We start from the raw sequence: 14867 nt of genomic DNA on the forward strand, positions 1-14867 counted from the left end.
TCTCACATCTATACATTCTATTTTCTTACAAAATTTCATAGAAGTTATCGTGCATATGTTTAACTAATGGACCAGATAGGGAAAGACACTAGAATAACGATAATAAAGAAAGAGGTTTGATAATATGCCAAGAATCGCAGTAGAACATCCGTTTACAGACATCCAACTCGCATTAGGGAAAAGAGGATATCAGGCAGACATGCTTGACCAGAAAGAAAAAGCAGCCAAATACGATGTCCTGGTCGTCCGCAATTCTGAAAGCTACGACCACCTTCGCTTCAAGGGCTCCTTAGTGGAAGTAAGCGGAAGCACGGTTAACGAAATTGTTGACGAAGTGGAAGAACGTTTGCAGCGCGCTGGGAAAATCCCAGGCCAGCCGGATGCAGCGAAAAGTGAATCCGGCAGCGGGTTTTTCGCAGGCCTCTTAAGCGGAGCAGCGATCGGCTCGGTAGTGGCCCTTCTTTTAGCACCGAAAAGCGGCAAAGAACTCCAAGTTACCGTCAAAGAAAAATTAGCCAGCAGCAATTCGAGCGGTGATGGAAGCGGAAAATTGAGCCAAGTGAAAGAAAAAGCAACTGACTTGGCCAACCAGGCTAAAGAAAAAGCCACGGAAGCCACGACTCAAGTGAAAGAGAAAGTTTCCAGCTCGTCTAAAGACCCGCAAGGCACTGAAACTTCAAGAGATTCTTCATCATTGAATTAAAATAACGAGGATAAAAAAAGCCGAAGCGCCCACTTCCCAGTGGATTCTTCGGCTTTTTATATATGGCAGCTTGCCTGCTTGATCCTGCATCAAACAAAACTTTTGTCAGAAGCAATCGTTCGGTTGCGGGGATGTTCCGAAAGAATAGAAGAGACTAGTTTCTTTACAATAGGTTGCTGTGAAGAAAAAATTTCATTTTTGTCTTGGCTGGTTGCGATCAACCTGCCTTTTTCCATGACTGCTAAAGCATCCGAAATGGAATAGGCAGCTCTGATATCATGGGTGATAAATAGATAAGAAAGGCCATAGACCGATTTCAATTCCTTTAACAAGTTCAGGATATTTGTTTGGTTCACCATATCGAGACTGCTGACGGATTCATCCAGGACCATCAATTTCGGCTTTAAAGCGATCGCTCTGGCAATATTGATCCGCTGCAATTGCCCTCCGCTGAACTGCCGGGGGTATTTTTTCATATCTTCCGCATCCAGCCCTACCATATCCAATAAATGCGCAATCGTCCGTTTCATCTCGGATGCCGACAGCCTTTCGTAATTTTCCAAGGGCTCCCCGATAATCTTTTCCGCCGTCATGCGCGGATTCACCGATGAATAACTATCCTGAAAGACCACTTGAAGATTTCTTCTGAGACGTTTTCGGGTAATGGAATCCATTGTATAAATGTCTTGGCCTTGGAAAATGACTTTGCCTTCTTCCGGCTTCTCCATCCCCAGAATGACTTTGCCTAACGTGCTCTTGCCTGCCCCACTTGTTCCAAGAAGCCCCAAACACGTCCCTTCTTCGATAGTAAGAGACACATCGGAAAGAACCGGTGATTCTCTTTCCTTGCGCCAAAAAGAACGGTTCGGGCCGTAGGCATGTGTAACGCTTTTGACTTCCAGTAAACTCATAGACTCCCGCCTTTCCGCTCGTTGCCTGCCGATTCTAGATAACCAGTTTTTTCATCTGTTCGTTTATTGGCAAAACAGGTCTGGCTTGGAGCAGTCTTTTTGTATAGACATGCTGAGGGTGATCGAATAGTTGGAAGACATCTGCTTTTTCCACAATCCGTCCCTTTTGCATCACGGCCACTTCGTCGGCCAGTTCCGAAATTACCCCTAAGTCATGTGAAATCAGCAAGATTGAAGTGCCGCATTCCGTCCGGAGCCGATCCAGTTCCTTAAGCACTTGCATCTGGGTGGTCACATCAAGGGCTGTTGTCGGCTCGTCGGCAATCACGACAGATGGGCGCAGGCACATCGAAATTGCGATCATGACGCGCTGGAGCATCCCGCCGCTCAGCTGAAAAGGATATTTCCGCATAATCTTGGCCGGTTCTTGCAGATTCATCGCTTCCAGAGAAGAAACCGCCAATTCGTTTGCCTGTTTCTTGGTCAGGACCGTATGGCTCCGGATGGTTTCAACAAATTGGTTGCCGATGGTGAATACAGGCGTAAAAGCGTTCATCGGATTTTGCATGATGTATCCGATCTCTTTTCCAAGAACGCTCCGCATCTCTTTCGGCTTTAGTCCATTGAGTTCACGGCCATTCAATTGGATGCTGCCTTCTACTTGTGATGTTTTCAGATTTAACAACTGGAGCAGCGCCATGCAAGTGATTGATTTCCCGCTCCCGCTTTCTCCGATAAGGCCCAGCACTTTCCCGGGTTTCATGTCCAATTGGAGATTGTGAACCAGAGAAAGCATGCCTTGCTCCGATTTTACAGCGACATTCAAGTCGCTCACCTGCAAAACATTGCGATGTTTTTCCATCAGCCACATTCCTTTTCAATAATGTTTTTTCACGCCAAACCGTTCCGATAATGACTCGCCCAGCACATTAAATGAAATGACAACAAACAAAATCATCAAGCCCGGATAAAGCATCAATTCAGGCTGGCTTCGTATAAAGCCTTTTCCTTCATGGATCATAGCGCCCCACTCAGGAGTCGGAGGCTGGATGCCCAGGCCAAGGAACGAAAGCGCTGAGATGTCCATGATTGCCCATCCCATTTCAAGCGTTCCCATAACCAGAATTGGAGGCAGCACATTTGGAATCATATGCCGCCGGATGATTTTCCCCGTCGTAGACCCGCTGATCCGTGCTGCCAGTATGAAATTCTGCTGTTTCATGCCGACGATCATATTGCGGATCATTCTGGCATAATAGACCCACTGGACCATCATCAATGCTAAAACCACTTGCCATAACCCGGGTCCAAGCAAACCGACGATTCCAAGAACAAGGACTAGATTTGGAAACGCCATGACGCCTTCGCAAAACCTCATCAGGATGCTATCGACCAAGCCGCCTCTGTAACCGGCAACCGTTCCGACCAGCAGCCCGAATCCCAAGGAAGCAATAAAAATCAGCGATGCAAAACCTAAGGAGACACGTGAACCATAGAGAAGGCGCGACAAATTGCAGCGGCCAAGATGATCGGTGCCTAATGGATAATCCAGTGAAGGAGGAATCAGTTTGAGTGCCAAATTCACTTGTATGGGATCATGCGGCGAAATCCACGGCGCCAAAATAGCGGCAAGGAAAAAGGCCAATAAAATGACAGAGCATAGGATGATGGCCGGCTGTTTTTTTGCGGCAATTCGAATGCTTGAAATCAAGATGGGATCCTCCCCTTCATCGAAATGCGCGGGTCCATGTACAATTGCACAATATCCACGATAAGGTTGCACAGGATAAATAGGCAAGCGGCCATAACCACATAGCATTGTATAACGGGGATGTCGCGGTTAAAAATCGCTTCTACAAAAAACCGGCCAAAGCCTGGCCAGGAAAAAACTTGCTCAACAATGATTGTACCCGTCAGCAGTTTCCCTAAATTCATGCCAAGACCTGTCATCATAGGCAAAATGGCAATTTTCAATACGTGTTTCACCATAATGGCTCTTTCTTTGATTCCTCGTGTCCTTGCATATAATACATAAACCTGTTCCAGTTCTTCCAACACACTCGCCCGGAGCAGGCGGGTATAGATCGCAATTAATGCCAGCGACAATGTCATGCTCGGCAGTACAAAATGCTGCCAGGATCCTCTCCCTTCTACCGGAAACAAATCCAATTTGACAGAGAAGAAAAAGATCAGCAGATAGCCTAGCCAAAATTGCGGAATGGATGCGCCTAAAAAAGAAAGCAGCCTGCTAAAATGATCAATCAGGCTGTTTTTGTATAGGGCTGACAAGAATCCGAGCGGAATGCTGATAGCAATGGCGAGTAGAATGCTGCAGACGGCAAGTTGTAGCGTTGCGGGCATTCTTGCTGCCACTTCCTGCCAGACAGGTGTGTTGGTTACAAAAGAGTTGCCAAAATCGAGTTGAGCAATCTCTTTAACCGTATGGAAATATTGCATCAATAATGGCTGATCCAAGCCGAACTCCTGTCTTTTCTCAGCCAGAACCTCCTCGGTCGGATGGATATGGGCTGCCGCTAAATAAGCTTCCGCCGGGTCGACCGGCGAGAGGCGTATAAGGGAAAACATCAGGAAAATCGCAAAAAGAATAATGGGAATGGCAGCAAGGAGCCGTTTTGAAATATAGGTTGCCATGACTTGTCCTCCATGTGATTTACTGGCTCATTTCAATTTTGTTGAAAGGATGTTCATCCCGGTTTGCCGGGAAATTGAACTGTTTCACATCATCCTGGTAAATGACGGTCTTTTTAATATAGGAAATCGGCACGAAAACCGACTGTTCCTGCAAAGTCCCTAAAATGGACCTGTAAAGTTGTTGGCGCTTCTTCTCATCCGTAGACGCAAGGGCTTCTCTGATTTGTAGATCCAATTCTGCTTTCATCTGCAGGCGGGAATGGGCTTCTGAAACTCCCCATCCTTTTTCTGCCACAACATTGATAAACGAATGCGGATCATAAGGCGCTCCGTAGTTGTACCAAAAATCAACATCAAAGTCGCCAGCTTTCCGCCGCTCAATTTGGCTGGTCAATTCCAGACCCGTAATGTTCAGCTTGACTCCGATTGCGGACCATTCAGCCTGAAGGGTTTCTGCCATCGCTTTTTGAATGGGATCAGTTTTGTCATAGATCAGTTCAAGCTCAAGCGGCTGCCCGTCTTTTTCACGGACCGCTTTTCCAGAAGGCAGCTTCCATCCCGCTTCTTCAAGATAGGCAGCAGCTTTTTCCGCATCATATTCGAAGGGTTCCACTTCAATATCGGTATATGGGAAATTTTTAGATAAGATGCTGTCGGCTTTCTCTTCCAGCCCCAATGTGATGCCTTCAACCATCGCCTGTTTGTTGAAGCCGTGCTGCAGCGCTTTACGCACCCGCAAATCAGCCAATTTTTCATTTGTTGTATTTAACAGCAAGCTTCTTGTTCCGACTGGTTCTGAAAGTTCTGTGTGATAGTCACCGGCTTCTTTTAACTGATTAAAGGAATCCATACTGATTACGCCTTCCCCGTATATCAAATCGAGATCCCCTTTTTCAAAAGCCATGACCCGCGTTTCAGCATCCGGTATTATCTTTATCGTAACTTTTTCCAGTTTGGGACTCTCACCCCAATAATCCGGATTGCGGGTGAAAACGGCATACTCGTCTTTTTTATAATCTGAAAGCATCCAGGGGCCTGTACCTACAGGCTTAGCGATGCCTTTGGACGTGTCTCCATCCTCGGGAAATCCGGATTCCGCCAAGAAGCGGACAGGACGTACTACAGCCAGGTCCTGAAGTGCCGGGTAATAAGGTTCCTTTAAAACCATTTTAAATGTCAGTTCATCAACTGCCTCTGTTTTTTCCAAAACATTGATTACGCCAAGCCAACTATGGGAATTTGCGTTTTTCATGACAGCGTCAAAGTTCTTTTTAACGGCGGCCGCATTAAGCGGCGTTCCATCGGTAAACTTCACGTTTTCACGCAGCTTAAACGTATACTCGAGGCCATTGTCTGAAATCGACCAGGACTCTGCCAAATGAGGCTGGATCTCCCCCCCTTCCTTATAGCTGACCAACGGCTCAAAAATCATCGATTGAGCTATCAATTGTGAAGGGTTATAGACATGTGGATTCATAGAACCGATGTCTCTTGGCCAAGATAAGGTGATTGAATTTGCTTCTTTCGCTGTTCCTTCCGATGAAGATCCAGTTTCACTATTGGCACATCCCATTAACATAATGGAAATAATTAGGATGACTGCTATAAATAAAGTCCGCCGAGCTTTAAGTTTATACATGTTCATTTAATTCCTCTCTGACTAAATCTATTGATAATGATTCTCAATATCACTATTGCAACTATAATTATCTAAGACCTCTTTGTCAACATAATTTCAAAATAAAAAAGTAAATGTCATTAGTAATTTTTGTTTCTTATGAATTTATTTTGATTGTTTTTTAATAAAAAAATATAAAATCATGCAATATATTGGGTATAAAGATTATCAATAATTCTTTTTAGAATACTTATAAATATTATTAAAAGAATAATATTTGCGGAAATAGACAGGTCATCGTTGAAGTTAAGTGATACAAAAAAGCACAGTTAAAAGGAGACAGCTGCCGACTGTCTCCTTTTGTATATATTTTTGATTCTTAGACGAAACGCGACAAGCGGCTACACCGGTAGATGTTGCATCATCAAGAAGTTCTTCCCGTTTCAATCATAGAAGGTCCATCGTCATGGTACAGGCCAAAAAATTTATTTTCTGTTCCGTTTCCGTTTTGCCGATGGATTGTCTTTTTTCGATGCATTCATTCCTGGAAACGAATGGAAAATTGTGACCTCATGTTCATAAGCAACTGCACCACATTACTTTATAGGAATCTGGAATATAAAAAATAAAAAGATATCCTGTTACACCGATTTATCAATACATCCAATTAATCTCTCTTCAATATCCACTGCGATTTTCTTGATCGACTCGTTCTGTATCATTTCAATCAATGCACTCGGTTTGGGCATCCCGATTTTTGTTGTATCGTCTTCAGCATATACGACAATTTTGCAAGGGAGAAAATAGCCGACCAGCAGATCTTCAGACAGCACCCGATTCGCTTCCTGCGGATTGCAAACTTCCAGTATAGTAAATGGTGTGTCAAAGTCCGTTCCTTTTTCCTGAAGTTTTGCAGTCAGATCGAAATTCCACAAAATGCCGAACTGTTCTTCCTTTAAATTCTCCTCAAGTGCACGCACAGCTTCATCCTTACTTTTAGAAGTTTCTACAGTGTAATTAAACATGATGTTACTCCTCTCTTTTTAAAACAGAATCCTTCTTTTGAAAAATTGCCTTTATTAACTCGACTAAAATATCACATTCCAGGAATAGGCAAATGGAGATGTGCTGTAATGTTTTAAAGTTAAGCGAGCGATGATACACTTGTTGTTTAGGACTAATTCCCACTGAAAGATAAAGCGAAAATGGGTATTGTCCTTAATATGGCTTTATTGAGCTGGAAACAGGAAAGATTTAACGTTCTTCATACTTTATAATGAGAGCAATGAACAATTAAAACCGGAAAGCAGGTACTTGGATGAAATTTTGGAAATACATCGAACTCGATGATCGAATTAGTCATGGACTCACTGAAAACGGACTGCCTTTTTGGGAAAAGGAAATCCACGGCTGGAACGATAACGATACTTACTCGGATTTAACAAATCTCGTTATTATACGAGCGATTGAATTAAACTCCGATTCAGAAATTGAAATGACCGCCGACTACACCCGTGAAGATTTAAAACAAGATTTGATGATCGACAAACTCGTGGATGAAGCAAAATCAGACTTGCAAACAGCAGCATCTGACTTCCGGCAGTCAAATTAGCCGATTTTCATTTGTTGAAACTAAAAGCAGTCTAAAAGAAAAAAGCGGAAAGGACACTTTATGGGTGCTCTTTCCGCTTTTAATTTTGTTAACTACTTTAAAAGAATACGAGAAGGAGTATCCCCACAAGGAAACAATAATAAGTGAAATACACCAATTTCCCACTCTTCATAATTCCCATAAACCACCGCAAGGCAAAGTAAGTCATAAACAGCGTGGCAACGAATGCCGCTGTATACGGAATTGCTAATGCAGCTTTATTGGGTTCATCTAAAAAATCCGTAAACCCTAGAACTACTCCGCCTAAACTTACAGGGATGTAAAGCATAAAAGAAAACCTTAAAGCCGTTTCCTGATTCAAGCCAACGGCAATAGCCGAAATGATCGTTGCTCCTGAACGGCTGATGCCTGGCGTTAGCGCAACTGCTTGCCCTAATCCGACGAGGAATGCATCTTTTCCAGTCATAGTACTTTCGTTTTTAGAACCGTTCTTATTCCGGATTAGCCAAAGGGCTATCCCGGTCACAAACAACATAAATGCAATAGTGGTCATGCTGACGCTCTCCGCTATAAAATCACTTAACAAGACCCCCAGCAACCCCGCTGGAATCGTACCAATGATGATGTAACAGACAAAACGAAAATCACTTTTGTAGGCCGAATCCTTGGTTTTTATGTATCGGATAGAGTTAACAGCCAGCCTCGCAATATCCTGTCGGTAAATATACAGAATTGCCAGCAGCGAAGCCGTATTGGTTAATATGGCAAAAGTAAAACCTTGTTCGCCTAATCCTAAGATTTCGCTTGCGATCATGACATGGCCGCTTGACGAGACTGGAATCGGTTCAGTCAACCCTTGGACTAATCCGATAACGATCATTTTGATAATTAAAATTACATCTAAATTTTCCATACATCCTCCTTAATCCCTTCACTACTTTATCGAACGAATTCAAGCAATATATGTTCCTTATTTTTCAATTTCAAATATGCATCATACCAAAAACAATAACTTTCTATAAAGATTTTCCGTTACTGCTTTGGGTCGTATTGGCCTTCAATGGAATGGTTCCTGAGAATTTTATAAAAAACATTATAATTCCTCCTAGTTAAAGCATTTAAATGAAGTGATGAATTTAAGATTGCTATATCTGGTATATTTTGTAATACTAAAAGTAGACTGAATAGTTGCAAACTAAACAATTCACAATTGGAAAACAAAGCTTTCAATTGACGCGCAACAAAAAGCAAAAGCAATAATGTAAAGACAAAATGGATTCTCAGGAGGCAGATCATGAAAAGTACAGGTATTGTCAGAAAAGTAGACGAGTTAGGTCGCATAGTTATGCCGATTGAATTAAGAAGGTCATTAGAAATAGCCGAAGCGGATGCAGTCGAGATATTCATCGAAGAAGACAAGATTATTCTGAAGAAATACGAACCTTACCGCGCATGTCTGATCACCGGTGAAGTGAAAAAAGAAAACGTGGAATACGCTCCGGGGATATTCTTAAGTCCAGAAGGCGCCGAAATATTACTTCAGCAAATCCAGACTCAAAGTAGTTAATTAAAATCGATGATTCAAGTTTCTCTCAGGCTTTTTTTAAATGGCATTAAATGCTTTTTAAAAACCTGAAAATTAGCAGGCCAATATAATGCTATGAGCCAATAGAAACATTGAACTCCTTAAAATAAAATGACAAAAAAGGTGCTTTCTCTCGGTGTTTTTAATCCGCTGGAAAGCACTTTTTACTTATATTGAAAGATTAAAGAAATTACAGTTCTGCTTTTTTTATATTTCATTCAACAGTCACCTTTTTCTAATTCTTGCTGCATTATATTTAAAAGTTGCTATTTATGAAGGAAAATTAGCATTTCCAAAGAAAGTAGTAGTTAAAGCAATTGCCCTGATGGCGAGACAACTTAATCTGCGCTTTTAAATTTCAGAAAGCGATAAGGGGTTCAACGAAATGGACACAATATCATTATTAAATTTTAGCTTAATCGCATTCGTCAGTTTTGGAGCTTTAAGTTTAATTTACATCATAAAACTTTGTGTGTTCTTATACAAAGCGGAAGAACAAGAAATGGTATCTAAAGAGGAATGGATGAAGATGCAGACGGTGCCGCTCATCATTTATGCTGCTTTTATCTTTTTCGGCGTGCTAAGCATGATTTTGATCGGACAATGATGGCTTCTTTTGAACAGCATTTTATCTTCCCTTGTTTTTCAATTCGGATAGTCGGGCTGAAACAGAAAAACCCCGAATGAGGAACCTTTTTAAAGTGTCCTTCATTCGGGGCCAGTGCAGCATTACGCCTGCTTCTTTATTTTCTTTTCGATTATCGCTTACTCAAACAGCTGCTTGATGCTGCTGGTCGGCATTGCGCCTTCCCCGCCGAGGATGTAGATTTCGTTTGCGGATTCCAGCTGGGTTTGGACAGTTTTAACGGTTGCCGGATTCAGCGCTTTCGGCGATGTCAGAATAAGTGGTGCCTTCTGTCTCGCTGCCATCACGGAACCTGCCAAAGCATCCGGAAAATTGGTGCCGTTCGAAAGGTACATCTTCGTAGAGTCCAATGAGCCTTTGAAGTACTCAATAACGGCACTATTCGTTTCGTATCTTGAAGAACCTGCAATGCGCACCGAATTCGGGATCCCTTTTGCCGTGGCATCGGAAATTGCACCTTTTCCGCCGATAATATAAGTCTTTTTATAGGCTTTTGACGAAAGATGTGCTTTCACTTCGGATGGCAATGCGTTCGATTTCGTCAATAAAATCGGCATCTTTTTATTTCCTGCAATCGATGCCATGGACAAGGCATCCGCAAAATTTGCACCGTTGGCAATCACAGCCTCCGTAGTGCCAGTCATTGCTTTGGCGATGTTGGCTGATGTTGCATAGCGGTTGGTGCCGCTGATTCGTTTGATTTTCGATTGTGCAATGCCGAGGTTCACGAGTTCTTTTTCCACCAGTGGACTGATTGCAGAGTTCCCGCCAACGAGAATCACTTCTTTTGCTTTCAACCGCTTCAACTCATCTTTTACTGCTGCTGGCAACGCAGCTGTTTTCGTCAATAATAGCGGCGCATCGTAATAAGCTGCGAGCGGTGCTGCACTTAAAGCATCCGGGAAATCTCCACCGGCCGCAAGTACCACTTTTTCAGAAGAAAGCCAGCCTTTTTTCGAGACATTGACGGCCGTTTCATAGCGGCTCGCTCCACTGATTCTGCTAGTCGAATTCCATTTGTCGGATAGGGCATGTATCGATTCTTCTGCATTTAATCGACCCCACCCGGAAACCAGGTCAAAGCCTGGAGCGAGTTCCTCCGGGGCATATGGATATTCTTCATCCAAATACGGATCCTCTAGTAGATAATCAGGATGATCTTCTTCTGTAAATGCGACATCATCTGCAGAAGCTGTAACAATTGTCCGGATTTGTTCCGGTGACAGGGATGGATTGAGTGATTTCAATAAGCCGGCAACTCCTGTGACGTGTGGAGCAGCCATGGACGTTCCAGACATTAATGTCATATTCCCGTTCGGGACAAGGCTTGGAATATCCGTACCAGGTGCCACCAAGTCGAGCGCTTTTCCGTAATTCGAATAATCGGATACCAGGTCCAGACGGTTTGTTGCACCAACGGAGATTGTATATTTTGATGACGCCGGATAAGCAACTTCTTCGGATCCTTCGTTTCCAGAAGAGACAATAATGGTGACGCCGCGATCATGGGCATATTTCAAGGCATACTCGATCATCCGGCTGTAGCCGCCTCCAAGGCTCATATTAATAATATCCGCTCCCTGGTCGGCCGCGTAGATGATGCCATATGCAATTTTCTCAGTATCTCCACTGCCGCCTGCATCCAGCACTTTCACCGGAAGAATTTTAGTGAACTGGTTGATGCCGGTCATGGAATAATCATTGCCTGACTCGGCCGCAATGATCCCCGCAACATGGGTTCCGTGTCCTTCATCATCAAGCGCTTCCCGATCGTCGTTGATGAAATCATAGCCTGTATCCACAACTTGATGCTGAAGATCAGCGAGAGTATAATCCACCCCTGTATCGAGAACAGCTGTTACCGTTTCCGTCATTTCTTTTTTCTGAATGAGGTCCAGCATTGGTTTGTAGCGAATATCCGCGCCCTTTATGCCGAATCCTTCTCCGGTATTCGAAAGTGACCATTGTTCAGTTTTATAAATATCCGTTGATTGCAATGTATATTCCTGGACCGGTTCAATGAATTCCACTTCCGGCATTGACTCCAGCACTTGAACGGTTTGGTTCACTTTAGACGCTGACATCCCTGCTGTTAAATCCATTACATGGAACTGGTCAAATTTCGGTGAAGACGTCTCAAATTCAGATACCGAATGGATGCCAATTGATGAAGTTTCTACCTTAGTAAGTGATGTTCCTTCTTTCAATTTAACGATTACACGATTTGAATTGGTTTCCTGTTTAACAAAATTTGTTTTCACCATTACGGATAAAACCGAACGATTTGCCAGTGAATAAATGCCGATGGCGTCTCCCGCTTGTTTAATCTCGCTTCGAAGTTTCTCAGGAGCTGCTTTCAATGACAGCTCATATAATTCGATGATGGCTTTCTGTTCAGCTGCTGTGATGACGGCCGAACTGTAGAAACCGTCTTTTGCGATCTTTCCTACAAGTCCCTCGAGCTGTTTCAGATTGCGTGAAAGGCTTTCTTTCACTGAGGCATTTGTGATTGTCTGATAGCCGATAAACGGAGCAACTTTGTAATAAAGCTTGGTCAGCTCTTTGCCGCTTTCTGTCTGGGAAAGCACGCCGCTGCGGATCGCTCTCAAGTTATCGAGTAAATCTTTTTCTGTTACACTCTTCCCGTCCAGCACAAGCTCTGCAGGACATTGCTCGTTGCTGATCATTTTAGAAGCTTTTAATTTTTTTCCTTTGAATGAAAGAGTATAGTCAATATCCGTTTTCTCTTGCGTTTCATCCGCTGGTTCTTCTGAATACGAGGAGACTTTCACGTAATAAGGCCCTTCCCAGGAAATTGGGAACTGAATGGATGCAGCTTGATCCTTGAATGAATAGTTTCTGTAGAAGTCAAATGTCTGATCGCTTGTAGCGCGCTCGGCACTTGAATACACGGAAAACGTCAATTCCTTAGTTGATTGGAGAGAAATTTCAAAATGCGAATGCTGCTCGATCTGGTCGGGCTGGACTTCTATTTTGTACCAGCGTTCCACAGCGTCTGCAGAAAACGTATCCGTCACTTCCATTTCTTCTTCTAAAACTGCAGCTTCCAGCACTTCTTCTGCTTTCGCCGTATTAACTGCAGGTAAAACGCCAAAAATTGATATGGCCATCATAAAACTAATCATCATCTTTAATGCGCGATCCATTCCATCATCCTCGTTTCAATATATTTACAATTCAATTAAAGCACACAAAGATACAGAAAAATAGTTATTTTTTACAATTATTTTCATGATAGCATTTTTGCTTGCTGACAGTAGCCTGGGCCTCTTTATAGAAGTAATAAAGCATATCAAAAGAAGAGTATTTTACATATAAAAAAGGAAGAGAGTTGCGTATTGAGCCGCATTCTTTCTTCCTTTAATAAGACAGCAGAAAATTGTTCTATGACATATTGCTTTCTCATTTATCAGCAACAGCTCTCTTTCATTGAACTGTTCATCTATATCCAACATCATATGCCGAACGCCTTGATGCTATGAATTCATTAAGAAACAGCTAATTGAAGTTCTTCTAAATCACTGGTTCAAGACTCTTGCTTCCTTCCATCGATTCACCTGTTAAACCTTCCTCAATTTGATAAACTGTAACTAAATCAGGGCTTAAATCTGCTTCCTGCATCTTACGCTTCCATACCATTTAATTGGAATCTCCATTTTTCTTGCTTGGTTTTTCATCTCCATGGACTTATAGAAACTAATTGCATCTTCATTAAATTCCTAGACGCCCAGTTCCAATGTTGCTGCTCCATAATAAGCTTAATAAGAGGAGGCGCCTTTCATGAAAAAAGACAATCCAAAAGCTTATATACCGGCACTCAAATACCACTGGCTGACCCGCTTCTATGATCCGTTAGTCGCATCCGGCTTGCAGGAAAAAAAGATGAAAATGCATTTGATCAACCAAGCTTCCATCCGCTCTGGCGAACTTATATTGGATTTGGCATGCGGCACTGGGACACTCGGCTTTTTACTTCAGCAAACCCATTCCAGCATCCAAGTGACAGGAATCGATGCTGATCCGCAAATACTAGCCATCGCTAAAGAAAAGATGAAAGAAAATCGAGCCAAAGGGATCGTCTTTAAAGAAGGTTATTCTGATAATCTTCCTTTTTCTGTTAACCAGTTTCATCATGTCTTTACAAGCCTGTTTGTTCATCATTTGACGCTTGAGAAAAAGAAGGAAACATTTGAAGAAGTTTGCCGAGTTCTCAAACCAGGGGGCCAATTTCATATCCTTGATTTTGAGAAACCGCAAAACGGATTGATGCGCGCTGCATTTCTCCCTGTCCAGTTCTTGGACGGCTTCGAAACCACTTCACCGCATGTCAGAGGCATTATTCCGGCTCTGTTAAAAGAAACCGGATTTGCGGCCATTGAAGAAACCAGACATTTCTCGACCATCCTCGGAACATTGCGGGCATATAAAGCTTATAAGCCTTGAATTATTCAATTTTATTAAGCAGTTTTTTTGATATCTTATTGTAAAGAATGCAAATAAAAAAGGGAGAAAACATGCTGATAAAGTGCATGATTTCTCCCTAGTTTACTCATGGATATATAAATAGAAGACCACTTGTTTCTTCTTCATTCTCTGCTTGAAAACTATTGGTATTGAATGAACTCCGTGAAATTAGAAAAAAAGACTTCAAGTCCAGCTTTTGAATAAACTGCCGGATCCAGATTTATTAAGTTCAAGAAATCAACCCATTCTCCTCCATCTGCTTCTCCTCGACATATTACCAGCTGGCAAGAAATTAGAAAGTCATTTTTCATCCTTTGGCCAAACATGGAAAATTGCAGAAACTCCATCTTCTAAAGCTCGATCGAAATACTCGAGTAAATCCAAACGTTCTGGGTCTCCTTCATACCGTTCCCGTTTTGCAATAAACTGCTCTTCAATCTGCAGTATCTTCCACCCTTCACTTTTGATGTACCTGGAAGCTTCAGTTAAGGCGGATGTCATATCCGCTGAATCTACCCAGCAGCTTATGAATGCTCCTTCAAACTCTTCCTTTTCCGGGTTATCAGGTCTCGGTAATGCTTCCATCATAAAATAGTAGATCGCCATGGTATCCTCCCAGTTTATTAAAGAATTTGTCCATTCTGCACTTTATACG

General features: G+C 42.6%; 15 protein-coding genes. 5 read left to right on the plus strand and 10 right to left on the minus strand.

The genetic code is table 11. The annotated features are described in order from the left end of the window. Positions 1 to 124: 124 nt before the first annotated feature. Positions 125 to 703: a YkuS family protein gene (locus tag ACSFXN_RS06990; RefSeq protein WP_437149455.1), complete on the plus strand. Its 579-nt coding sequence runs from the start codon at positions 125 to 127 to the stop codon at positions 701 to 703. Between the two features lie 89 nt (positions 704 to 792). Here ACSFXN_RS06990 and nikE read toward each other — a convergent pair whose 3' ends face one another. The 6 genes from nikE to ACSFXN_RS07020 all read right to left on the minus strand — a co-directional run bounded on the left by nikE (position 793) and on the right by ACSFXN_RS07020 (position 6909). Further along, positions 793 to 1614: a nickel import ATP-binding protein NikE gene (gene nikE / locus ACSFXN_RS06995; protein ID WP_437149456.1), complete on the minus strand. Its 822-nt coding sequence runs from the start codon at positions 1612 to 1614 to the stop codon at positions 793 to 795. 34 nt (positions 1615 to 1648) lie between these two features. After that, positions 1649 to 2476: a nickel import ATP-binding protein NikD gene (nikD, locus tag ACSFXN_RS07000; protein WP_437149457.1), complete on the minus strand. Its 828-nt coding sequence runs from the start codon at positions 2474 to 2476 to the stop codon at positions 1649 to 1651. Positions 2477 to 2491: 15 nt separating this feature from the next. Next, positions 2492 to 3325 (minus strand): nickel ABC transporter permease subunit NikC, encoded by an 834-nt coding sequence (nikC, locus tag ACSFXN_RS07005; protein ID WP_437149458.1) that lies wholly within the window; start codon positions 3323 to 3325, stop codon positions 2492 to 2494. Next, a complete protein-coding gene (gene nikB / locus ACSFXN_RS07010; protein WP_437149459.1) occupies positions 3322 to 4266 on the minus strand; it encodes a nickel ABC transporter permease subunit NikB in 945 nt (314 codons plus the stop codon). Before nikB ends, nikC begins: the two co-directional genes overlap by 4 nt. Before the next feature lie 19 nt (positions 4267 to 4285). Next, complete coding sequence (gene nikA, locus ACSFXN_RS07015) at positions 4286 to 5905, minus strand: nickel ABC transporter substrate-binding protein (protein ID WP_437149904.1); 1620 nt, start codon at positions 5903 to 5905, stop codon at positions 4286 to 4288. A gap of 620 nt (positions 5906 to 6525) precedes the next feature. Continuing rightward, positions 6526 to 6909, minus strand: coding sequence for a DUF302 domain-containing protein (locus ACSFXN_RS07020; RefSeq protein WP_437149460.1), 384 nt, complete (start codon positions 6907 to 6909; stop codon positions 6526 to 6528). Between the two features lie 293 nt (positions 6910 to 7202). Between ACSFXN_RS07020 and ACSFXN_RS07025 the strand changes: the two genes are divergently transcribed. Continuing rightward, positions 7203 to 7496, plus strand: a complete 294-nt coding sequence (locus ACSFXN_RS07025) for a hypothetical protein (RefSeq protein WP_437149461.1) — start codon at positions 7203 to 7205, stop codon at positions 7494 to 7496. A gap of 97 nt (positions 7497 to 7593) precedes the next feature. Here the strand turns inward: ACSFXN_RS07025 and ACSFXN_RS07030 are convergent, their stop codons facing one another. After that, positions 7594 to 8409: an undecaprenyl-diphosphate phosphatase gene (locus tag ACSFXN_RS07030; RefSeq protein ID WP_437149462.1), complete on the minus strand. Its 816-nt coding sequence runs from the start codon at positions 8407 to 8409 to the stop codon at positions 7594 to 7596. Between the two features lie 381 nt (positions 8410 to 8790). Here ACSFXN_RS07030 and ACSFXN_RS07035 point away from each other — a divergent pair, with 381 nt between their 5' ends. Further along, a complete protein-coding gene (locus ACSFXN_RS07035) occupies positions 8791 to 9063 on the plus strand; it encodes an AbrB/MazE/SpoVT family DNA-binding domain-containing protein (protein ID WP_437149463.1) in 273 nt (90 codons plus the stop codon). 403 nt (positions 9064 to 9466) lie between these two features. Continuing rightward, positions 9467 to 9688 (plus strand): hypothetical protein, encoded by a 222-nt coding sequence (locus ACSFXN_RS07040; RefSeq protein ID WP_437149464.1) that lies wholly within the window; start codon positions 9467 to 9469, stop codon positions 9686 to 9688. A gap of 158 nt (positions 9689 to 9846) precedes the next feature. Here the strand turns inward: ACSFXN_RS07040 and ACSFXN_RS07045 are convergent, their stop codons facing one another. Beyond that, positions 9847 to 12894 carry a cell wall-binding repeat-containing protein gene (locus ACSFXN_RS07045; protein WP_437149465.1) on the minus strand — a complete coding sequence of 1016 codons (3048 nt, stop codon included), beginning with the start codon at positions 12892 to 12894 and terminating at the stop codon, positions 9847 to 9849. Positions 12895 to 13261: 367 nt separating this feature from the next. Beyond that, complete coding sequence (locus tag ACSFXN_RS07050; RefSeq protein WP_437149466.1) at positions 13262 to 13387, minus strand: hypothetical protein; 126 nt, start codon at positions 13385 to 13387, stop codon at positions 13262 to 13264. A gap of 141 nt (positions 13388 to 13528) precedes the next feature. Here ACSFXN_RS07050 and ACSFXN_RS07055 point away from each other — a divergent pair, with 141 nt between their 5' ends. Then, positions 13529 to 14191, plus strand: a complete 663-nt coding sequence (locus ACSFXN_RS07055; protein WP_437149467.1) for a class I SAM-dependent methyltransferase — start codon at positions 13529 to 13531, stop codon at positions 14189 to 14191. 321 nt (positions 14192 to 14512) lie between these two features. Here ACSFXN_RS07055 and ACSFXN_RS07060 read toward each other — a convergent pair whose 3' ends face one another. After that, positions 14513 to 14818, minus strand: a complete 306-nt coding sequence (locus ACSFXN_RS07060; RefSeq protein ID WP_437149468.1) for a hypothetical protein — start codon at positions 14816 to 14818, stop codon at positions 14513 to 14515. Between the last annotated feature and the right edge of the window lie 49 nt (positions 14819 to 14867).

Origin of the sequence: Planococcus sp. 1R117A, assembly GCF_051417975.1 — a bacterium.
In the GTDB taxonomy this organism is placed as follows: domain Bacteria; phylum Bacillota; class Bacilli; order Bacillales_A; family Planococcaceae; genus Planococcus; species Planococcus shenhongbingii.